Below are 20,239 nucleotides of genomic sequence, written 5' to 3'. Positions count from 1 at the left end.
GTCGGGGCGCGAGCCGCAAGTCGATGCCCGGACGTCGGCAGTCTTGTCGGTCGCCGATGATCCCGATGTTTCAGCGACGCCCCTCGGGCGCATCGACTGGCCTGCATTTTACACATCGAGCCGCGTCGACGGGCGCGTTCGGCTGACCGTCGCCCGCCGAACCGCGACCGACAGGGCACCTTGAAGAATTCAAGGTGCCCGCGCGGGGCAAGGATGCCCCGCCATTTTCGGTCGCTTAAGCGACTGAAAATGAAGCTAAGTGACGATTCGAGAACAGCCGGTACATCTTCTGGGAACTACGAAACACGCGAAAGCGCCGAACTTACACAAGAATCTGCCGTTTTTTCGCGACTTTCGTGTATTTCGTAGTTTCTTGTCGTCTTCGCGCTGGTGTCGTTTGTTTCTGAACCCGTCCTAAGTGGAAATCGCATTTTCGCTTTGCGTCTTGAAAAATTGCCCGGATGGCAATCTTTCAAGGTCCCCGAAAGAGAGGGAGGCCGTCATGCCATACGTCAACATCAAGATCACGAGAGAGGGCGCAACCGCGGATCAGAAGGCCGAGTTGATCGCCGGCGTCACCGAGTTGCTGCGGCGCGTCCTCGACAAGAATCCAGCTACGACAGTCGTCGTGATCGAGGAGGTCGAGACGGATAACTGGGGTGTCGGCGGGGAGCAGGTGACGCAGCGCCGCAAGAGGGGGCTGTGACGGCGGCGATCCCCGACGTGCATCGCCTCGGACTGGCGGTGCCGATCCGGGGTGGCCTCTGCATGATGTCATCTGGCGGCGCGCGCAGGAGGCCGCTCGTGCAAGACGGCGCAATTCCCGAGACCGCACGCGGCGGCCCGCCACCCTCGCGTGGTAGGAGCCCGCTTGCGGGCGATCTTCGCCGCCGCGCGCGAGCCGCTCGCCCGCAAGCGGGCTCCTACGGTGCTCGGATTCTTGGGGTGACATGAAAGAGCGGCCCGGTATTTCGGGAGCGAGGCACTAGGGACGACGGGAAGCGGCGAGGCTCGGAGCACCTCGGTCGCCGAGGTCGGGGCCGGCTAGGTTCGCCCGACGGCTGCGGCGAGTGTTTGCGTGACGGGGCCGGATGGGCAAGGGCACGCTGCCCATCGACCCCGGTCGCCGACACGTCCGCGCCCCTGAGCCGCCGACCGAGCGAGGCAGGCGGTGGGCGCCGCTGGCTGTGGTCTCTGCATCCCGAGGTCCTTGATTACTGGTACGCATGGGGGTCGCGTGCTGGGAGCGGTGAGTGCGGCCGTCTTGTCCCGCGATGATGGCCGGGTGGTGATGCAAGCGCCGAGTGGCCAGCGGTCCTGCGTTGGCGGCCCTGGTCGTGGTGGCCTCGATCGGCGGGGCGCGTATGGGGCGGCTGATGCCCAGAACGGGGGGGGGAACGAATGCGAGTGATCCTGCTTGGGAACGCGGGCGCCGGTAAGAGCACAATGGCGCGGCGTCTGGTGCGAGACAAGGAGGTTGCACGCCTCTCGTTGGACGAAATTGCCTGGGGCGAAGGCACCGAACGCAAACCGCTCGATGAGAGCGTTCGGCAATTGCGGGCGTTCTTGACTGCAAACGATGAATGGATTATCGAGGGCTGCTACAGCGACCTGGTGGAGGTGGCCTTGCCCCACTGTACTGAGCTGCGATTCTTGAATCCAGGTATCGAGGTTTGCGTAGAGCATTGCAGGAAGAGGCCCTGGGAGCCGGAGAAGTTTCCTTCCGAAGAGGCCCAGCGAGCGATGCTCGAGGTGCTCGTCGACTGGGTTCGAGACTACGAAAGTCGGGATGACGAATATGGCTTGATCCGTCATCGCAAGATATTCGACGGGTTCGAGGGGCAGAAATCTGAATACACGAGCGTTTCTTCCTACCTGGACGGCTAGCGGCCGGGCGCGCCAGGCGCCGGTAGTGCCGCCGGGTCTTGGCGGCGTGTGCGAACCTCGTCGTCGGGTGGGTTGCGTATGAGGAAGGAATACGGGGCCGCGCTTCGCGCGTTGTTCGCCGAAAGGCTCGCGCATGCGTGTCCTGATTTCGTGCCGGTCGGCAAGCATTCCGCGTTGGCCGGGGTTCCTGGCGAACGGGCGTACTGTTGGCGGGTCTCGGAGTCCGTCTTCGCTTGGGTCGTTCTGGTCCCGGATCAGAATCGCGAAGCATTCTTCGTCGAGATCGGTTGGTCGAGACGGGCGCGCTTTCCCGAACTCACGATGCGGCCCAGTGGGGCACGCCCGAGCGATGCCGGGTCGGAGGAGGAGTACTTGTGTCGGCTCGGGGAGTTGGCGCGCGGTAGCGATTTCGGGTGGTCGGTCGAGGCGCTCGCGATGGGCGCGACGCAAGAGGAGATGATGGCCTACATCGTCGCGCAGACGAGGCCGCTCGCCCCGGACGTGGCTCGTCGGCGAGTCCTGCCCGTTGTGGACGAGGCCCTGCGTGAGTTGGTCGAATACGGGCTGCCGTTTCTGCGCGAGCATGTCCGAGCCGATGCTCGAAGGAGACGGTGAAAGAGGCTCGCCGTCCGTGGCGATTGGATCGGGGCGACGACGATGAGACGGCACCTTGAACCTTTCAAGGTGCCCTCGAGGCAGCCTGTAAGGCGCGTGCATGACCGGGTGTGCTCCTCGGGTAGTGTGCCTTCGACAGGCGGCGCCGCTGAGCGGGCGGGCAGCGGGAGCCGAGCCCGGCTGGGCGTCGCCGACGAGCGGCGGGACATCCCGCCAACTTGAGGAACATCGCGACGGCCTACAGATCATGGGGACGTCGAAAGACTGCCATCCGGGCAATCTTTCAAGGGGCGAGGCAGGAATGCGATTTCCGCTTCGCTGCCTGTTCAGTCGTTTAGGCGACTGAACATGGCGGGGCCTCCTTGCCCCGCGCGGGCGCCTTGAATTCTTCAAGCCGCCCTTGTGTGCGTACCATCCAGCAGCCGACGGGGAAGCCATGAACGACAATCCGCACGCGAGCGATTTCACCCCCGGCCCGAAGCGGTGCGCCCGCTGCGGGGCGACCTTCATCTGCAAGGTCGACGACCTGCCTCACTGCCAGTGCGTCCACGTCCCCCTCTCCGATGAGGTCCTCGATGAGCTCTCGACCGCCTACAGCGATTGCCTCTGCTCGCGCTGTCTCAAGGAGCTTGCCGGGAAGGATCGCGAAGGGGATCAAGTGCTAAGCGGCGGTCGCGCCACTGGGGTCTGACCCTGAGGTATCCCCGGATAACAGGCCTGAACCGCGGTGGCGTAGGTCGACTGACCGACGGAAGCCGGCTCTCGCAATCTGAGCCATCTCGCCGTCGCGCGGCTCACTGGGAGCGCCGGCTTTCCAGCCGGCTCGCCGCCGTCGCGGCTCGATGCCGCGTCGGCGGCGTCTGGGCCGCCGGTAGAACGGTAGAAGGGCACGTGCGCAGCGGCCATCCAGTGGCGCTTATCGGTGATCCCCTGGCTCCGGCGCCAAAGGTCGCGCGCCGGGGTCATCGAGCCCCCGCGCGCGAAGCCGGCTGAATGCCGGCGCTCCCAGTTCGTACCGACTCGCCGTCGAGGCCGATCTCGTGGGGATGCCTCAGGGTCTGGCCTCCCTGCCATCCCATGCCGCTCGTGCGCGGCACGGCCGATCCGCCGATCGCGGCGAAGGGCGGCCGTCAACCGGGCCGCGCCGCGGGCGTCGCCGGGTTCCGGCAGTTCGGCGTCGGCCCGCGAGCGCTCCCGGGCCGGCTGTCGCCGCGCCGGCCTCGGCCGATCGCGTCGGCCGCTCCGTGGGCGGGCTGTGTGGTGCCCCGTGGCGGCTCGTCGGCCTGGACTGGGCGCCACTTGTCTCTGGAGTGCAAACAGCGGTTCGTCCGCCCGGGTCGGTGTCGAATGATGTCGCGACTTGAGCCGTCCGAGCGGGCGTTCGTCGAGAAACGCGCCCGCTTGGTGGGGAGTTGGCCCCCGATGGGCTTCGCCTCGATCGGCCTCTTGTTCGGGTTGGCCGCATGGCTATGGCTTTCGGCGCCTGTCCTCGTCGATCCGTGGTTCGTCCTGGACGGACTCGCATCCGGCGCGTTCTCGGAGGGGACGATCAGGCTGATGGCGGCGATGCTCCCGGTCGTCGTGCTGTTGTGCCTGCTCGTGGTCCTGGTCTCTCTGTTGCTGGCGTTTGCGGTCTTCTCGAACGAAAGGCGCCTGATTGCGCTGATCCGTCGGCTGTTGGACGGTTGACGGGGCGCGGTGGGGCAAGGGTCGATCGCGCTGGGTCTCTCCGGTAGACTTGCCGCGTGCCAGTATCGTTCACGGTCTCTTGCGGGACGACGGAAGATGACAGATGGGGCGCTGTGGGGATGGATCGGCGGTATCGCGGGTGGGCTGATCGGGCTCGCCGGGGGCATCGTCGGGACCTATTTCAGTATCAAGAACACGAACGGACCGCGGGAGCGGGCGTTCATGATCCGGTCGGCGACGTTGTTCTGGATTGCCGGCCTCACGTTCCTCGGGCTCCTGCTCTTCTTGCCCGATCCTTACAGATGGCTGATGTGGATTCCATACTCGATCCTGTTCCCGCTGGTGATCATCTTCGGGAATCGCAGACAACAGGCGATCAGGCAGGAAGAGTCGCAGGACGCGCCGGGGAACGCCGTCCGCTGAGGAGGGGCTGATCGATAGGCCGCGCTGGCCCATTCCCCGAAGGTATGCCCGTCCGCGGCCGACCGTTCTGCGTGATCGGCCGGCCCGATGCCGAGCCCAGCGGCGATCTCTCCGGTGAATGCCCGGCGCCCCGCGAGGCAGGCGGCATCAGCGCCGCGGGGCGCTCAACCGATCTGTTGCACAAGCCAGTCGCGCGTGAGCGTCGCGACGGCCTCCAGCTTGCCGGGCTCGCCGAACAGGTGCGTGGCCCCCGGGATGATCTCGATCCGCCGCTCGCAACGCAGTTGCGCTGCCGCCTCGCGGTTCATCGCGATCACGGGTCCGTCCAGGCCGCCGATGATGAGCAAGGTGGGCGCCTCGACCCTGGCGAGATGGTCCCGGGCCAGATCCGGGCGACCGCCCCGCGACACGACGGCCGCGACCGCGTCTGGGCGTTCCGCGGCGGCGATGAGCGCCGCCGCCGCGCCCGTGCTGGCCCCGAATAGGGCGATCTTCAAGGCCGCCGTGTGCGGGTGCGCCCGCAGCCAGTCCACCGTGCCGACCAGCCGCTCGCCGAGTAACGGGATATCGAACCGGTACGCACGGGTGATCTCGTCGACTGCGCCCTCGTCCTCGGTCAGGAGATCGAACAGCAGGGTTGCCAGACCACCTTGGTCGATGACCTCGGCGACGTACCGGTTGCGGGTGCTGAAGCGGCTGCTGCCGCTCCCGTGCGCGAAGACGACGATCCCTCTGGCCTGCGGCGGGATGGTCAGATGGCCAGCGAGCGTCACCCCGGCCGCGCCGATCAGGACCTCTTCCTCGTGCCCTGTCATGGCCGGTCCTCCCTGCGGCTGGATTCGAGCAATTCCGTCACCTCCTCGTCGGTGACCTGATGAAAGTCCTGATACCACTGGCCGATGGCCCGGAAGGGTGTCGGGGTCGCCAGGCACACCACCTGATCCGCCTCGGCCTCGAGCCTTGCCAGCGTGTCGGGCGGCGCCACCGGAACGGCGAGCACGATGCTCTCCGGATGCTGCTGACGCAGCGCTGCAATCCCGGCGCGGATCGTGGCACCGGTGGCCACGCCGTCATCGACCAAGATGATCCGGCGTCCGGTGACGGGCGGCCGTGGCCGATCGCCACGATAGACGCGCTCGCGCCGCTCGAGCTCGGCCTGCTCGTGCGCCGCCGTCCGTTCGAGCTGCGCCTGTGTGATGCCGAGCGCATCGATCAGGTCTTGGTTGAGCACCCGGATGCCCCCACTCGCGATGGCGCCGGCCGCGAGTTCGGGCTGACCGGGCACACCCAGCTTTCGGACCAGCAGGATGTCCAGGGGGTCGTTCAGCGCCTTGGCGATCTCCCAGCCGACGGGTACGCCGCCTCGGGGCAGCGCGAGGACCACCACATCGCCGGTTGGCTCCCGGGAGAGCAGTTCGGCGAGCGCCCGGCCCGCCTCGGTTCGATTCTCGAGCGGCAGCTTCATGTCTTGGCCTCCTATCCGGTCTTTACTCTAGGTTAGACGCGGAAACGGTAGCCGGTTGGTTCGGGTTGGATTCCGGTCTCTGAGAGGGAGGGCGGCGCCGGTGCGGTTTTCACCGGCGAGGTCTACAGGGCACCTTGAAAAATTCAAGGTCCCCTACAGTGGTTACAGGGATGCGCGGCGACGGCGGGGCGTCGTGCGTCCCGGCCTCACGTCCCCGCCGAGCCGACTGAACCGACGCGATGAATGCGCATGCGCCCGACGAATCGAACGGCGACCGACCGGCGGTGCCCGGCTGGCGGCATTTCGAGCATCGCGCCGATATCGGGGTCGAAGGCATCGGACGCACCCCGGGGGAGGCCTTCGCGCAGGCGGCCCTCGCGCTGACCGCGATCGTCTGCGACCCCGGCGAGGTGCGGCCGCTGCGCGCGCTCGACGTTCGGTGCGAGGAGCCGGACCTGGAGTTGCTGCTGGTGGACTGGCTCAACGCGGTGATCTATCGGATGGCCGCCGAGCGTATGCTGTTTTCGCAGTTCGACGTGCGCATCGCCGATGGTCGGCTTCAGGCGCGGGTCCGCGGCGAAGCGGTCGACCGGCAACGTCATCGACCCGCGGTGGAGGTGAAAAGCGCGACCTACACGGCGCTGTCGGTGACGCGGGACGCGGCCGGGCTGTGGAGCGCCCGCTGCGTGGTCGACGTCTGAAGGGCAAACCAATGCGCGCCGCGGAGGTCTCGCCATGGCCGGGCTCACCGGCAATCTCACCAAGGGTCTCAGCAAGGTCGGCGACACGGAGTGGCGCATCGCGCCGCAGGGTGCGATGCGGGTGCCTGTGGTGCTCTACGCGACCGAGGCCCTGATTCGCGACATGGACGAGAAGGTGCTGGAGCAGGCCGCCAACGTCGCCACCCTGCCCGGCATCGTCGGCGCCTCCTATGCGATGCCGGATGCCCATTGGGGCTACGGCTTCCCGATCGGCGGCGTGGCCGCATTCGACGCCGACGCAGGCGGGGTCGTCTCGGCCGGCGGTGTCGGTTTCGATATCTCCTGCGGCGTGCGCACGCTGCATACCGGCCTCGACCGCGCCGCCGTGATGGCGGTGCAGCAGGAACTTGCGAACGCGCTCTATGACAGCATTACGGTCGGGGTCGGCAGCACAGGCGCGATACGCCTCGACCGCCGTGGCATGGATGCGATGCTCACCGGCGGCGCCGCCTGGGCGGTGCGCGCGGGCTACGGCCGGCGCGAGGATCTGGAGCGCATCGAGGAGCGCGGCTGCATCGCCGGCGCCGACCCGGGGCAGGTCTCGGAGCACGCCAAGGAGCGCCAGCGGCAGGAGATGGGCACCCTCGGCTCGGGCAACCACTACCTGGAGGTCCAGGTCGTCGCCGAGATCGACGACCCGGCCACCGCGGACGCCTTCGGTCTGCGCCGCGACGCGGTCGTGGTCAGCATCCATTGCGGCTCGCGCGGCCTCGGTCACCAGATCGGCACGGACTATCTGAAGCGGATGGTCGTCGCGGCGCCGAGGCACGGCCTCGCCCTGCCGGACCGCGACCTCGCGTGCGCGCCCATCCACTCCGCACTTGGCCAAGCCTACCTCGGCGCGATGCGTGCCGGCATCAACTGCGCGTTGGCCAATCGCCAGATCCCCACCCACCTGACACGCCGGGTGTTCACGGAGTTCTTCGGGACGGATCTGACGCTCCTCTACGACGTCTCCCACAATACCTGCAAGCTCGAAGAGCACCGCGTCGACGGCCGGCTGCGCAAGCTCTACGTGCATCGCAAGGGCGCCACCCGCGCCTTCGGTTCGGGCCACCCGGACCTGCCGCCCGACCTGCGCGACGTCGGTCAGCCGGTGCTGATCGGCGGCACCATGGGGACGGCCTCGTACATCCTCGTCGGCACCGAACGCGGCGCGGACCTCGCCTTCGCCTCGGCCTGCCACGGCGCCGGCCGAGCGCTCAGTCGGCACGCCGCGACCAAACGCTGGCATGGCCGTGCGGTGCAGGATGAGCTCGCGCGGCGCGGCATCCTCGTGCGCAGCCCCTCGGCCCGCGGGCTCGCCGAGGAGGCCCCGGGCGCCTACAAGGACGTGGGGAGGTGGTCTCGGCGGCCGAGCGTGCCGGCCTGGCCCGCCGGGTCGCGCGCCTGGAGCCGCTGGTCTGTATCAAGGGCTGACCCGGGGGCCGACCCGCAGCGGACGCGCCTGTGGGGCGGTCAGGTCGGAGCCAGCCGAGTGCCGGGTCCCCTGCGCGGGGCGCGGCCTTCGCATGATGCGCTTTGGGTGCGAAGGGGGCCGTTCGGAACGGTGCAAACTACGAAACACGCGAAAGGCGCGAAACTCGGGTCCATGGACCCTGTTCGAGGAGCCGAGCTCTCGAGCCGCTCGGTTTACCGATCGTTTGCGGTCCCTGGCCGAAGACCGAGCACGCACGGTTCGTCAACCAGCACCTCGCGCGTGTTTTGTGTTTTCTGGTGAACGGCTTACCTTATGTGGAAGGTGCCCGGAACCGGACGATCACCGTGTCCGCATCGTCCGGTACGAGACGGGTCTCATGCGGGCCATGCGGGATAGGATGCTGTGCTGGTCGTTATCGTCTATTTGCTCTCGACGCTTGGCGGGATAGCCGTCTTTGCCCTGGTGGGCCTGCGCCTGTTCGATCGGCGCGCGGAGCGACGGGAGTGGACGCGACTCGCAAGATTGCAGCCGAAAGACCCGGCCAGGTATGACCCGACAATGGTCGCGGCCCTACCCGAGCCGGCGCAGCGATTCTTCAACTTTGCCATTGCCCCAGGTACGCCCCTATTGCCGGTGGTCGAGATCGCGATGGGCGGTCGGTTCGGTCTCGGCCCCCGCGCCGCGCCGAACTACCGCGCCATGGCCGCCCATCAGATCCTTGCCGCGCCGCACGGCTTCGTATGGCGAATGAAGCTGCCGGGCCTGGTGCCGGTCTCGGGGTCGGATTCCCACGGTTGGACACGGTTCCGCATCTTCGGGCTGCTCCCCGTGGCACGGATGGGTGGGGATGCGGATCACGCCAGGTCCGCGTATGGACGGTGCGTGGCCGAGGCCGTCTTCTGGTCGCCCGCCGCCGTGCTGCCGCGGCCGGGTGTGGTATGGGAGGGTGTCGATGCGGAGACTGCCCGCGTCACCGTCAGCCACGGGGCGTTCTCACAGGCGGTCGACCTGCGGATCGATGGCGACGGCCGGCCGGTCGCGATGTCGCTGTTGCGATGGAGCGATGCAAACGCCGCGAAGGCGTATCGGTGGCAGCCCTTCGGCGGACGGCTGTCGGACTTTCGCGAGGTCCAGGGCTATCGCCTCCCGTTCGAGATCGAGGCAGGCAATCTGTTCGGGACCAGCGAATACTTCGCCTTCTATCGGGCGAGCGTCATCGACATCCGTTTCCCAGGGTCCGGTGATCGATGAGGAGCGCTTCCCGCGCGACCGGCAGCCGCTTCTCGCGGACGGATCCGCCTCGACCCTGTCCCCGTTGGGGCCGGTGCCTGCGATCCGGCCCGATGGGTCGCAGCCGGTGCCGGCGGGCCGGGGAGGTCAGCCGCCGAGGGGCTTGAGCCAGAAGGTCATCGGCTTGGGGGTCTGGTCGGGCTCGTCGAGGTCCTTCCAGGTGTAGGTGGTCGCGAGCTCCGGGTGCTTGCTGTAGCCGCGGCGGCCCCAGAAGGCGTCGAGCGGCACGTGGCCGGCGGGGCGGCGCGGGTGATCGGCGGGGCGCTCGACGGCGCAGAAGGCGGTGTGGGTGAAGCGGCCGAGCTCGCGGGCGTAGCCCTCGCGCTCGGCGAAGAAGCGCACGCCCAGGCCGCGGCCGCGGTACTCCGGCAGCAGCACGGATTCGCCGAAGTAGAAGATCCGCTGCGGGTCGTAGCCCAGGTCGATGAACGGGCGTTTGAATGCGTCGGTCTCGTCGGCCATCGGCAGCCCGGTCGAGGCGCCGACGATGCGCCCGCCGTCGCGCACGAGGACGAACAGGCTCTCGGGCGAGGCGCTGTAGGTCGCCAGGTAGTGCTTTTCGTAGTCCATGTCGCCGTCGTAGAGGTAGGGCCATTCGCGGAAGACGGCGATGCGCAACTGCGCGACCTCGCTCAGGTAGGGGCCGATGGCGGTGCCGGTGAGGCGCTCGACGGTCGGTTCGGTCATCCAGGGGCCTCCGTGGGCTGGGTCGAGGTGGCGGCGCTGCGCGCCGGGCGGCCCGGCAGCAGCGGGGCCAGGAGCGCGAGGGTCAGCGTGACGCCGAGCAGGAACAGGTGCAGGTTGACGGCCCCGGCGAGTACCCGCCAGGAGTCGACGGGCACGACATGCTGCAACAGGATCGCGAAGGCGGTGAGCTTCAGCGCCCAGATCAGGGCCGTCGCGTCGAGCAGGTCGTGGTCGAAGTAGCGTCGCATCAGCCAGGGGAAGACCAGCTCGCCGGTGCGCATGGGCAGCAGGGCCGCGCCGAGGAGCCGGTCGCGCGGCCGGGCGCGGCGTGCGTCGGGTCCGAGCCGGTCATCGGCGGCGCTTCGACGGATAGATCGGCGGCTCGCCGGGCGGGCGGGTCTTGAAGCGGCGGTGCACCCAGAAGTACTGCTCGGGCATCGTTCGGATGTGCGCCTCGATGACCCGGTTCATCTGCGCCGCATCGGCCGCCGGATCGCCGGAGGGGAAGGGTTCCAGGGGTGGGGCGAAGGTCAGCTCCAGACCGCGCCCCCAGGGCAGAAAGCGTGGGATGGTCGGGATGACGAGGGCGCCGGTGAGGGCCGCGAAGCGCCCGAGCGTCGGCACCGTCGAAGCGACGACGCCGCAGAAGGGTACGAAGACGCCGCGCCGCCCGCCGTCCTGGTCGGGTAGGTAGAAAAAGGGGGTGCCGCCCTTGATGACGCGGACCAGGCCGCGCAGGTCGTCGCGCCGCTCGATCGACAGGCTGCCGAAGCGGGTGCGGGCGCGCTTGACCTGCCACTCCACGACCGGGTTGCGGATCCTCTGGTACATGTAGGCCCCCGAGTGGACCAGGGCCGTGAAGGCCGTCCCGCCGAGTTCCAGCCCGATGAAGTGGGGCACGAGGACGATGACCGGTCGCCCGGCGGCGAGGCAGTCGTCGATGCGTTCGCGGTGGCGGAGGCGGACCAGGCGGCGCAGCCGTGACAGCGACACGCCCCAGCCGACGCCCTGGGTGAGGGTCGCGACCCCGAGCCAGCCGAAGTGTCGGCGCAGCAGGCGGCGCCGCGCCGGCACCGGGAGGTGCGGCAGACAGAGCGCCAGGTTGCGTTCGGCGATGCGGCGACGCTCGCCGGCGAACAGATAGCCGAGGCGGCCGACGGCCTGGCCCAGTGCCCACAGCAGCGGAAAGGGCAGTCGTCCGAGCCCGTAGACGAGTCCGACGGCCACCCAGCTCGGCCAGTGCCGAGGGTGGGAGAGCGGGTGCATTCAGTTCTCGAACTTGAAGAAGATATCGCCGCCTTGGGCCGAACCCGTCTCGGTCTGCAACTCGACGTGGTCGGTCAGTTCGTAGCGCAGCCGGACCTTGTCGTCCTCCTCGCCGATGCTCGTGACGTATTCCATGTAGAGCTTCGGCGTCACGTAGGTGCCGACCGAGAGTGAGCGGTCGGCGTCCTGGAGGTCGCCGCCCGGTGGGGTGCCGGTGATCAGGTAGCGTGAGATCTCGGACTGGGTCATCCCGGGGTCCGTGTTGGAGAAGAAGCTGAGTTTGGGCTCGCGTAGCGTGCCCAGGACCTGTACGCCGGCGGTCAGGTCGCCGCCCTCGCGCTCGGCCTGGAGCAGTAGCCCGGGGTTCGACAGCGGGGTGTTGGCGAAGATCAGGCGCCCCTGCTTGATCGTCAGCGGCTTGCCGACGGCGGCTAGCAGTCCGATCCCGGTCGACAGGCGGTAGGTGCCGTCGACGATCTGGAGCTGGCCGTCGCCGTGTGGCTCCTCCTGCTCCGGGCCCTGGCGCACGCGCAGGTCGCCGCGCAGGTCGCCGCGCACGCCGAAGGCGTCGAGCGAGACCGCCTTGCCGAGGATCAGACGCACGTCGATTTCGAGCGGGAGCGGCGACGCGCCGTCCTCGCCGACCATGACGACGTCGGGCGACGGGGTCACGGTGCCGGCCGGGATCGAGCGCGGCTGCAGGCTCGCCTCGGGCATCCGCACCTCGCCGGTGATGCGGACCCGGTCGGGGTCGAGCGCGATCTCCAGGTCGGGCGAGAGACGGACCTGGTACTCCTTGGTATCGGCGATGCGCAGGTCGGTGCCGGCCGCCGTGAGGCGCGTCTCCCAGCCGGCGGCCTGCTCGCGCGTCGTGCCGCCGAGGTCGAGCTGGCCCCGGCCGAGCTTGGCCGAGCCCTGGTAGTCGATGCGGTTGCGCCCGGAGGCGACGGCGCTGAACCCGACTTGGCGGGCCTTGAGACCGATCAGGGGGACGTCGAACCTGGCCTCGCTGAGGGTCGCCTCGCCGGTGAAGGCCGGATCGCCGAGGGTGCCGGCGAGACCGAGGTCGGCGCTCAGGCGACCCCGCAGATCATTGATGTCGGGGATGAAGCGCTCGAGCCGTCCGAGGTCCTGGATGTCGGCGCGCAGCCGGCCGCGCAGCGGCTGGTCCGGGCGGGTCGGGGCGTCGAGGCGCCAGTCGGCGAGGCGCAGGTCGCCGTCGATGCCGCCGAGCCCGGTCAGGGGCACGGCGAGCCGGGCGGCCAGGGCGGCATCGCCGGCATCCAGCTCGAGGCGTGCGCCGGAGAGGTCGATGACCTCTTCGTCAATGCCGGGTTGGCCGGTCCAGGCGAGCCGCCCTTGCGGCAGGGCGAGGCGCGCCGTCCCGCGCAGGCGCTCGCCGGTGCCGGTGAGCCGCGCCTGGGCCTGGGCGGTGCCGGTGGCCGCGAGGCGCGGGGGCAGCAGCGCGGCGAGGTGGGCGAGGTCGAACCGATCGATGTCGAGGCTCGCGCGCCACTCCTCGGCACTCGGTTGCGCGAACTCGAGGCAGCCGCCGCTGCCGGCCCCGTCGCCGAGGCACAGCGGGCCGATGGCGAGCGTCGGCGGCGTGAACGCCAACGGGCCCGGCCGCGTCAGGCGCCAGTCGCCAACGGTGTCGCCCAGGAGGTCGAGCTGGGTGAGGCGGCCGCGGTAGGCCGGCGGGTCGCTCAGGCCGCCGGTCGCGGCGAGGGCGATCGTCTGGGTCGGGCCGGCGAGCTCGAGGCTCAGGCGATGATCGGCGGTCGTGCCGTCCCCGGCGAGCCGCAGGCGGCCCCACTGGAGGCCGCCGAGGCCGAGATCCGCACCGGTCAGGTCCAGGCTCAGGCGGGCGCCGGGATCCAGGCCGAGGGCGACCTTGCCCGACAGTTGGGCGGCCGATTGGCCGGCGATCGCCGCGTCCTGGGCGGCGATGTCGAGCGCGAGCGCCGGGCGCTCCAGGGTGCCTGTGAGCTGTCCGGCGATGGTCAGGCGGCCGCGGCCGCCAGGCGCCAGGCTCGCGAGGTCCGGCGAGGCGAAGTCGAAGTCGAGGGCCAGGCGCTCGCCGATCAGACCGCTGGCCCGGAGGCGGCTCGGCCCGGAGGAGACCGCCAGGTCGTCGATCTGGACCTCCCCATCCTGACCGACGAGTTGGCCGGAGGCGGCGACCGGGTAGCCGCGCAGCTCACCGCCGAGGGCGTCGATCTGCACGCGCAGGTCCGGCCCGTCCGCGCCGATCGTCCCGTTGCTCGCGAGCTGACCGTCGAGACGCCCGGGCCACTGCGGCCACTGGACGCCGGGGTCGATGTCGCTCGCGGTCAGGGCAAGGTCCCAGCGCAGGGCGGGGCGCCAGGTCAGTTCGCCCTGTCCCGTGAGCTGGCCGTCGAGCGTCGCGATCTCCAGCGTGGCGATGCGCGTGCCCGCGAGGTCGGCCCCGCCGGCGAGCGCGAGATCGGCGCGCGGCAGCATGGCGCCGCCGATCTCGGTCGCGATCTGGTAGCCGAAGGCCTCCAGGGTGCCGGAGGCGTCGAGCTGGCCCTTCGGCGAGGCGAGGTCGGCGGGGCCGGCGAGCGGCCAACGCAGTCCCTGCCAGGCGCCGGTCGCCGTGAAGGCGGGCGGCGTCGCGGCGAGGTCGAGTCGCCCGTCGGCGCTCAGGCGTGCGGCCGAGCCCGCCTCGCTCAGCTCTAGGGTGTCGACGACCAGCACCCGGTCGCGCCAGTCGAGGCCGAGCCGGGCCTGCCAGTCGCCGAGTTCCGGGCGTTCGGCGGAGCGGGCGGCGAGGGTCCCGTCGATGCGCGCCGCGGTGAGGTCGCCGCGGGTCGCGACGCGGGCGGTGAGCTCGGTGGGCGGCAGGTCGGCAGCGAGCGCCGGCAGGTCGACGGCCCGGATATCGAGCGTCGCCTCCCAGCGCGGGTCGTCGAGCAGCCGCTCGAGCTCGGCCGACAGGTCGGCCGTCGCCGCGCCGGTGAGCGCATGGGTCAGCCTCAGCTGCCCGGCGAGCGTGCCCTCGGCCTCGGCGCGGCCGGCGAGCGGCGGGCCAGGGTCTTCGTCCAGGGTCCAGCCCGCGACGAGGGTCAGCGGATAGTCGTCGAGGAGCTCGACCCGCCCCTCGGCCCGGGCCGCGAGGCCCAGGTCCGGCAGTCGTGCGAAGAGTTCGTCGATGGTGACCGCGTGGCCCTGCCAGCGTCCCGCTAGGCCGAGCCCTTCGAGCAGCACGATCGGCACCTCGCCGCTGTCGTCGGCGCGGGCGACGGCGAGCCGCTCGAGGCGCGCCTCGGCGATCTCGACGGCGACCGGCAGCGCGATCGTCGGCAGGCGCAGGGGCTCGCCCTCGGTCTCGTCCGCGCTCGGGGCGAGGATCAGGTCCAGATCGCCGGCCGCGAGCCGGGCGACTCGCACGCGCCCGACGAGGGCGCCGAGCGGCGCCCAGTCGAGATCGAGATGGCTCAGGCGCACCTCGAGCCCGCCGAGCTTGAGCTGCACACCTTGCAGGTGCAGCTCGCCGGCGAGGCGCCCGTCGGCCCGCTCGACGTGCAGCAGCCCCGGGGCCAGGTCGTCGAGGGCTGTCAGCGCGAAGCGCAGCCCCGTCTGGGTGCCGACGACCAGGGCGACGAGGAGCAGCGCGACGGACAGCAGGGCGCCGAGGAGGCCGAGCGTCCAGCCCAGGGTGCGACGCAGCCGGCGCCCGGGGCCTCGCGGTGGTGGCCCGCTGCGGGGCGGGGTCGGCTCGTTCCCGGTGGGAGGCGGGGCGTCGGTCATAGGTCGGGACCGATGGTGATATGCAGGCGCGCCGGCGGCAGGCCGCCGTCGTCGTTGTCCTTGGTCAGGGCGAAGGCGACGTCGGCGCGCACCTGACCGATCGGTGACTTCCAACGCACGCCCAGCCCGGCGCTCTGTGCCCATTCCTGCTCGTAGTCGGGGTCGAAGGCGTTGCCGAAGTCCGTGAAGAGGGCGGCGCTCCAGGGTCCCCGGATCCGTCGCTCCAGCTCCAGGCTGCCGACGGCCAGGTAGCGCCCGCCGACGGTCTCGCCGGTGTCGGGATCGGTCGGCCCGAGGGCGTCCAGGCTCCAGCCGCGGACGCTGCTGTCACCGCCGGCGAAGAAGCGGCGGCTGGCCGGCAGGTCGTCGAGGCTGTCGGCCAGCGTGAGGCCGAGGCTGGAGCGGGCGATGACCCGATAGTCCTCGGCGACGGTGCGGATCCACTTGAGCTGGGCCGTGGCGCTCAGATAGGAGGTCGGCGAGACGAGACCCTCGAACGAACCGAGGACGGTGGCACGCACGCGGTGGCCGCGCGTCGTGTAGATCGGGTCGTCGGTCACCGTCTTGGCCCAGGAGACGTTCGGGATCAGCTCCAGCACCTGGTCGCGCTCGCCCTCGTCGAGCTCGTAGTCCTCGTGGCGGAAATCGACCCCGATGGTGCGCCGCCAGCCGCGCTCGGTGACCGAGGAGTAGGCGGTCTGGATCCGCAGCAGCTCGCCCTGGCGGGTGTCGGTGTCGTAGGCCTCGTAGGAGGGTTGGATCGAGACGAAGTCGCGCATCGGGTCGCCGACCGGGATCTTGTAGTCGGCGCTCGCCTGCTGCAGGTACTGCGCCAGGCTGATCTCGGTCGAGAGCTTGTGGCCGAAGCGGCCGATGTAGCGCCGCTGCCACTCGAGGCTCATCCGTGCCCCGACGTCGGTCGCGAAGCCGAGGCCGATGCGGTACTTGTTGGCCTTGTTGCGGTGGGCGACGACCTCGATCGGCACCGTCTCGGGGTCCGGGCCGGCGCCGCGCAGCGGCACGATCTCGACGCGGTCGTAGTACTCGGAGCCGAGCAGCCGGCTCTGCAGACGCAGCAACTGGTCGGAGTCGTAGACGTCGCCGGCCTCGAACGGCACGTAGCGTTGCAGGAAGCGCTCATCGAGCAGGTCCTGCGTGAAGCGGACCTCGCCGTAGTAGTAGCGAGGGCCTGTGTCGACGGCGAGGTCGACGAGGGCGACGTAGGCCTCGGGATCGATGAGCACCTGGTGGCGCTCCAGCCGATAGTCGAGGTAGCCGCCCTTGGTGAGGGCGTAGCGCAGGTCGCCCTTGGCCTTCTCGTAGGCCTCGTGGCGCAGGGTCTGGCCGACCTTCAGCGGAAAGTCCTTCGGGATCTCCGGGTCGTCGGTACCGGCCCCGGTCAGCTCGTAGTTCAGGGTTTCGATGCGGATCGCCGGGCCGGGGTCGACGCGGTAGGTCGCGACCCAGGGGGCGCCGGCGGTCGTCGGCGGGGTCAGCTGGTCTTCGACCTGGACCCGGTAGAGGCCGAACGGGGCCAGCGCCTCCTCGATCTGCTCGGGCGCGCGCCGGTGCAGGGCCTCGATGCGCCCAGCCGTGAGGTCGTCGTCGTTGCGCTCTTGGTAGATCGCGAGGAGCGCGAGCACGTTGGCCTCGAGTTCGCCCGAGAGCCCGGTCACGCTGACCTCGAGCCGTGCCGCGAACGCCCCGCCGGCCAGCCCCGACAGCACCAGCCCGAGCGCCAGTCCGGTCCGCCAGGCGCGGCCGCGTCTACCCGTCACGCCGGGTCTCGCCCGCGATCGACGCGCGTCGCGGTGCCGCTCGTCGCGAGGGCCTCGCGCAGTGCCGCCACCTCGGCACGCAGGGCACGCAGCTCATCGGCCACCTGGTCATGATCGCGCTGCACGACCTCCTCGATCGCCGCCACCTCGTGTTCCTGTTCCCGCTCGTAGAGGTTCTGCATTGTGTTGACGATGATGGCGATGAAGAGATTCAGGATCGTGAAGGTCGCAATCAGGATGAAGGGGACGAAGAACACCCAGGCGAAGGGCAGTTCGGCCATCACCGGGCGCGCGATGCCCATCGACCAGCTCTCGAGGGTCATGACCTGGAAGAGCGTGTACATGGAGGCCCCGAGCGTCCCGAACCAGTCCGGGAAGCGCTCCCCGAAGAAGCCGGTCGCCATGACGGCGGCCACGTAGAAGAGGATCAGCATCAGGAGGGCGATCGATGAGATCCCGGGGATCGAGCGCAGCAGGGCCTCGACGATGAAGCGCAGCCGCGGCACCATCGAGAGCACGCGCAGCAGCCGCAGGGCTCGCAGTACCGAGAGCGGCCCGCTCGCCGGCAGCAGGCCGATCCCGACGACGAGAAAGTCGAAGACATTCCAGCCCGAGCGGAAGAAGGCCCACCCGCGGCCGTAGAGCTTCAGGCCGATCTCGGCGACGAAGACGGCCAGAATCGCGCGATCGAGGACCTTGAGCCAATCCCCCCAGCGCTCCATCGCGTCCTGGGAGGTCTCGAGCCCCAAGACGGCGGCATTGAGCAGGATCAGGCCGACGATGAAGCGCTGCATGCGCGGCGACTCGACCCAGATTGCAACACTCTCGCGCCGACCCACGCTGACTCTACCTCCAGGAATTCGGTTCAGATCCGCCGAGCGCCCCCGCGCGCGGCGCCGCAGGGCGCCGGCTCAGTGGGGCGTCGGTCACTCGCCAGCCACCCGGTAGCCCGCCGCTTCGACGGCCGCGGTCAGGTCCGACAGGGCGACATCGCCCTCGACGGCCGCCCGGCCCGTGGTCAGATCGACGTCGACGACGCGGGTCACGCCGGGCACCTGGGCGAGCGCTTCGTGCACGGCCGCCACGCAGTGCGGGCAGGTCATCCCCTCGATCTTCAGTTCGATCATCGTGTCGCAACTCCTCAGCGGTTGTGGCCGAGAGGCCGTTCTCGAACGGATCATCCTAAGAGCGGCCGTAGCGGTCTTCACCGAGCGGGTGAGCAGAGCTTATGTAAGGCCTCTTCGCGATTTCAACGACTTCAATCCATGATGAAGCGGCCAACTGCCATTCTTCGTGACGATTCAAGAACAACCGGCGCATCTTCTTCATGAACTACGAAACACGCGAAACACGCGAAAAAGCTGGACATGCGCGGGAGAATCGGCCGGCTTTTCGCGCATTTCGTCGTTTCTCGTCTTCCGCGTGCTTGTATCGGTCGTTTTCGCCCCGTTCCTCGGCATCATGATAGCCGTGTCGCCCGGCCGCCGGAAAACGGCCGTCGTGCCGCGTGCAAGGTCGCCGATCCAGATCGCGTCTGCGCGGGTCGGCCTCGGCACCGAGGCCACGGAGGACGTTCGCGGCCGGCCATTGGCGCATAACCCTCAAGCGTGGGCCAGATAGCGCGCCGCCCCGAAGAGCGGTGCCTCGCCGCTCAGGATGACCCGCACCGGCATCCGCCGCATCAGCGGTGCCATCCGGCCCTTGTCGAAGAAGGCCTCGAGGAAGGGGCCCGAGCGCAGCGCGGCCAGGTTCTTCGGCGCGATGCCGCCGCCCAGATAGACGCCACCGAGGGCCATCTGTTTCAGGGCCAGGTTGCCGGCCTCGCGGCCGTAGAGGCGCAGGAACAGCGTCATCGTCTCGACGCAGTGCGGGCAACGACGCTGGGCAGCGGCCTCGGCGACCACCTCGGCGACGTCACGCCGGGCCAACTCCTCGCGCAGCCAAGCGGGCGCCTCCTGCTCGGCCGCGACGAAGCGGTAGATGTCGGCGATGCCGGGGCCAGAGACGACGCGTTCCCAGCTGACGTGCCCGAACCGATCGCGGAGATGATCGAGCAAGGCCAGTTCGCGCGCATCGCTCGGCGCGAAGTCGCCATGCCCGCCCTCGGTCGCGAACGGCCAGTGGCGCCGGCCGTCCCAGTACAGGCCGGCCTGCCCGAGCCCGGTGCCGGCCGCGATGATGCAGGCGTTGCCATGCGCCCCCGGCTCGCCCGGGTGCAGGGTCGCGAGGTCCGCCTCGCCGAGGGCCGGCAGCCCCCAGGCGATCGCCTCGAGGTCGTTCAGCAGCCGCACCCGTTCCAGGCCCAGGTCGCGTTCCAGCGCGCGGGCGTCGAGCGCCCAGGGCAGGTTCGTGGTCTGGCTGCGATCCCCGATGACCGGGCCGGCGACCGCGAAGGCGGCCTGGGTGCAGGTGCCTCGGGTCTCGGCCTGGAAGCGGCGCACGACGGATTCGAAGGTGTCGTGCTCGCGGCTCGGGTAGCGACGGATCTCGCCCAATCGAATGTCCGGCCCGTCCAGTTCGGCGAGGGCCAGGGCCGTCTTGGTGCCGCCGATGTCGCCCGCCAGTATCCGCATCATGCCTCACGCCGCCAGCATCGAGGGGCCTCCGCTACACACTCTTCGGCCACGGGGAGGCCGCTGCGCCGATCATAACAGGGCGGCGAGCGGTGCGGAAACCGGCGGCGCGCGACGGCTCGAACACGGTTCGTCGCTGTGTCGTCTCGCCCGGCGGGAGACCCGCCGGGTGGGCGCGTGCCGCCAGGCGAACATCCCGAGACCGGGGGCAGGGGCGACGTCGCGCCCCGGCCGAGGTGCCCGGTCTCGGGCCTTCGGCCGTGCTGCACGAGCCCGAACGGCCCGCACAGCGGACCCTGCAGGGCTCATGCGACCTACGGGCTCGCGCAGAGACGCAGAGGCGCAAAGTGAAGAGAAGGCATTGGTCGATGTCACCAATACGCTCCGCTTCTCCTTCTCTGCGCCTTGGCGTCTCTGCGCGAGATCTCTTTTTCGGGTGCGAGGCCGTCGGGTTAGGCGCGCCGGCGCGGCCTTCGATGGGAAAGCAGCGGTCGCGCGCGCCATAACCCGACAACGGCCCCGCTGACGCCGCCTGCGCCGGTAGGCGCCCGCTTGCGGGCGGTCGGGGCGCGGATGCCTCGGTGGCCGCCGCGTTGCCGGCCGTCGGGTTA

At 69.9% G+C, this 20,239-nt stretch carries 18 protein-coding genes and 1 pseudogene; 9 read left to right on the top strand and 10 right to left on the bottom strand.

The annotated features are described in order from the left end of the window. Positions 1-502 precede the first annotated feature (502 nt). From CKO41_RS13815 to CKO41_RS13790, 6 genes are all read left to right on the top strand, one after another. Positions 503-706 carry a 2-hydroxymuconate tautomerase family protein gene (locus CKO41_RS13815; protein ID WP_200253410.1) on the top strand — a complete coding sequence of 68 codons (204 nt, stop codon included), beginning with the start codon at positions 503-505 and terminating at the stop codon, positions 704-706. A 695-nt stretch (positions 707-1,401) separates the two neighbouring features. Next, positions 1,402-1,887, top strand: coding sequence for a P-loop NTPase family protein (locus tag CKO41_RS13810; protein WP_200382728.1), 486 nt, complete (start codon positions 1,402-1,404; stop codon positions 1,885-1,887). Positions 1,888-2,061: 174 nt separating this feature from the next. After that, complete coding sequence (locus CKO41_RS13805) at positions 2,062-2,502, top strand: hypothetical protein (protein ID WP_200382727.1); 441 nt, start codon at positions 2,062-2,064, stop codon at positions 2,500-2,502. A 436-nt stretch (positions 2,503-2,938) separates the two neighbouring features. After that, on the top strand, positions 2,939-3,193 hold the full coding sequence (locus CKO41_RS13800; RefSeq protein WP_200382726.1) for a cysteine-rich CWC family protein: 255 nt from the start codon (positions 2,939-2,941) through the stop codon (positions 3,191-3,193). A gap of 731 nt (positions 3,194-3,924) precedes the next feature. Then, positions 3,925-4,191 (top strand): hypothetical protein, encoded by a 267-nt coding sequence (locus tag CKO41_RS13795; protein ID WP_200382724.1) that lies wholly within the window; start codon positions 3,925-3,927, stop codon positions 4,189-4,191. A 96-nt stretch (positions 4,192-4,287) separates the two neighbouring features. Further along, complete coding sequence (locus tag CKO41_RS13790) at positions 4,288-4,614, top strand: hypothetical protein (protein ID WP_200253418.1); 327 nt, start codon at positions 4,288-4,290, stop codon at positions 4,612-4,614. A gap of 164 nt (positions 4,615-4,778) precedes the next feature. On the opposite strand, the gene CKO41_RS13785 is transcribed toward CKO41_RS13790, so the two are convergent. Continuing rightward, on the bottom strand, positions 4,779-5,429 hold the full coding sequence (locus CKO41_RS13785) for a dienelactone hydrolase family protein (RefSeq protein WP_200382722.1): 651 nt from the start codon (positions 5,427-5,429) through the stop codon (positions 4,779-4,781). After that, complete coding sequence (locus tag CKO41_RS13780) at positions 5,426-6,079, bottom strand: phosphoribosyltransferase (RefSeq protein WP_200382720.1); 654 nt, start codon at positions 6,077-6,079, stop codon at positions 5,426-5,428. Before CKO41_RS13780 ends, CKO41_RS13785 begins: the two co-directional genes overlap by 4 nt. 239 nt (positions 6,080-6,318) lie before the next feature. Here CKO41_RS13780 and CKO41_RS13775 point away from each other — a divergent pair, with 239 nt between their 5' ends. The 3 genes and pseudogenes from CKO41_RS13775 to CKO41_RS13765 all read left to right on the top strand — a co-directional run bounded on the left by CKO41_RS13775 (position 6,319) and on the right by CKO41_RS13765 (position 9,511). Continuing rightward, entirely contained in the window at positions 6,319-6,780 is a 462-nt protein-coding gene (locus CKO41_RS13775; protein ID WP_200382718.1) for an archease, read from the top strand. Between the two features lie 34 nt (positions 6,781-6,814). Continuing rightward, positions 6,815-8,259, top strand: a pseudogene (locus CKO41_RS13770) (RtcB family protein). A 403-nt stretch (positions 8,260-8,662) separates the two neighbouring features. Beyond that, positions 8,663-9,511: a DUF6544 family protein gene (locus tag CKO41_RS13765; protein ID WP_200382716.1), complete on the top strand. Its 849-nt coding sequence runs from the start codon at positions 8,663-8,665 to the stop codon at positions 9,509-9,511. Between the two features lie 126 nt (positions 9,512-9,637). Here CKO41_RS13765 and CKO41_RS13760 read toward each other — a convergent pair whose 3' ends face one another. The 8 genes from CKO41_RS13760 to glk form a co-directional block, all read right to left on the bottom strand. Beyond that, positions 9,638-10,237: a GNAT family N-acetyltransferase gene (locus CKO41_RS13760; protein ID WP_200382714.1), complete on the bottom strand. Its 600-nt coding sequence runs from the start codon at positions 10,235-10,237 to the stop codon at positions 9,638-9,640. Then, positions 10,234-10,518: a hypothetical protein gene (locus CKO41_RS13755; RefSeq protein WP_338115589.1), complete on the bottom strand. Its 285-nt coding sequence runs from the start codon at positions 10,516-10,518 to the stop codon at positions 10,234-10,236. The genes CKO41_RS13760 and CKO41_RS13755 overlap by 4 nt, the downstream gene beginning before the upstream one ends. Positions 10,519-10,585: 67 nt before the next feature. Further along, positions 10,586-11,503, bottom strand: coding sequence for a lysophospholipid acyltransferase family protein (locus CKO41_RS13750; RefSeq protein ID WP_200382712.1), 918 nt, complete (start codon positions 11,501-11,503; stop codon positions 10,586-10,588). Beyond that, complete coding sequence (locus tag CKO41_RS13745) at positions 11,504-15,277, bottom strand: translocation/assembly module TamB domain-containing protein (protein ID WP_200382710.1); 3,774 nt, start codon at positions 15,275-15,277, stop codon at positions 11,504-11,506. Next, the gene (locus CKO41_RS13740) at positions 15,274-17,055 is read right to left on the bottom strand and encodes an autotransporter assembly complex protein TamA (protein ID WP_338115588.1); all 1,782 of its coding nucleotides are present in this window, start codon (positions 17,053-17,055) and stop codon (positions 15,274-15,276) included. The genes CKO41_RS13745 and CKO41_RS13740 overlap by 4 nt, the downstream gene beginning before the upstream one ends. After that, complete coding sequence (locus CKO41_RS13735; protein WP_200254995.1) at positions 17,052-17,849, bottom strand: ion transporter; 798 nt, start codon at positions 17,847-17,849, stop codon at positions 17,052-17,054. The genes CKO41_RS13740 and CKO41_RS13735 overlap by 4 nt, the downstream gene beginning before the upstream one ends. A 132-nt stretch (positions 17,850-17,981) precedes the next feature. Then, positions 17,982-18,182 carry a CopZ family metallochaperone gene (locus CKO41_RS13730; RefSeq protein WP_200254997.1) on the bottom strand — a complete coding sequence of 67 codons (201 nt, stop codon included), beginning with the start codon at positions 18,180-18,182 and terminating at the stop codon, positions 17,982-17,984. Positions 18,183-18,656: 474 nt separating this feature from the next. After that, positions 18,657-19,631: a glucokinase gene (glk, locus tag CKO41_RS13725; RefSeq protein ID WP_338113840.1), complete on the bottom strand. Its 975-nt coding sequence runs from the start codon at positions 19,629-19,631 to the stop codon at positions 18,657-18,659. Positions 19,632-20,239 lie beyond the last annotated feature (608 nt).

It is taken from the genome of Thiococcus pfennigii (genome assembly GCF_016583835.1).
Classification (GTDB): domain Bacteria; phylum Pseudomonadota; class Gammaproteobacteria; order Chromatiales; family Chromatiaceae; genus Thiococcus; species Thiococcus pfennigii.
Note: the sequence above shows the minus strand (reverse complement) of the source record. Positions and strands in the feature narration are given on the sequence as shown.

Bases quoted from the DNA above. Each gene is read 5' to 3' on its own strand.
- CKO41_RS13815 (WP_200253410.1), top strand. From the start codon at position 503: ATGCCATACGTCAACATCAAGATCACGAGAGAGGGCGCAACCGCGGAT.
- CKO41_RS13810 (WP_200382728.1), top strand. From the start codon at position 1,402: ATGCGAGTGATCCTGCTTGGGAACGCGGGCGCCGGTAAGAGCACAATG.
- CKO41_RS13800 (WP_200382726.1), top strand. From the start codon at position 2,939: ATGAACGACAATCCGCACGCGAGCGATTTCACCCCCGGCCCGAAGCGG.
- CKO41_RS13795 (WP_200382724.1), top strand. From the start codon at position 3,925: ATGGGCTTCGCCTCGATCGGCCTCTTGTTCGGGTTGGCCGCATGGCTA.
- CKO41_RS13790 (WP_200253418.1), top strand. From the start codon at position 4,288: ATGACAGATGGGGCGCTGTGGGGATGGATCGGCGGTATCGCGGGTGGG.
- CKO41_RS13785 (WP_200382722.1), bottom strand. From the start codon at position 5,429: ATGACAGGGCACGAGGAAGAGGTCCTGATCGGCGCGGCCGGGGTGACG.
- CKO41_RS13780 (WP_200382720.1), bottom strand. From the start codon at position 6,079: ATGAAGCTGCCGCTCGAGAATCGAACCGAGGCGGGCCGGGCGCTCGCC.
- CKO41_RS13775 (WP_200382718.1), top strand. From the start codon at position 6,319: ATGAATGCGCATGCGCCCGACGAATCGAACGGCGACCGACCGGCGGTG.
- CKO41_RS13760 (WP_200382714.1), bottom strand. From the start codon at position 10,237: ATGACCGAACCGACCGTCGAGCGCCTCACCGGCACCGCCATCGGCCCC.
- CKO41_RS13755 (WP_338115589.1), bottom strand. From the start codon at position 10,518: ATGCGCACCGGCGAGCTGGTCTTCCCCTGGCTGATGCGACGCTACTTC.
- CKO41_RS13750 (WP_200382712.1), bottom strand. From the start codon at position 11,503: ATGCACCCGCTCTCCCACCCTCGGCACTGGCCGAGCTGGGTGGCCGTC.
- CKO41_RS13745 (WP_200382710.1), bottom strand. From the start codon at position 15,277: ATGACCGACGCCCCGCCTCCCACCGGGAACGAGCCGACCCCGCCCCGC.
- CKO41_RS13735 (WP_200254995.1), bottom strand. From the start codon at position 17,849: ATGCAGCGCTTCATCGTCGGCCTGATCCTGCTCAATGCCGCCGTCTTG.
- CKO41_RS13730 (WP_200254997.1), bottom strand. From the start codon at position 18,182: ATGATCGAACTGAAGATCGAGGGGATGACCTGCCCGCACTGCGTGGCG.
- glk (WP_338113840.1), bottom strand. From the start codon at position 19,631: ATGATGCGGATACTGGCGGGCGACATCGGCGGCACCAAGACGGCCCTG.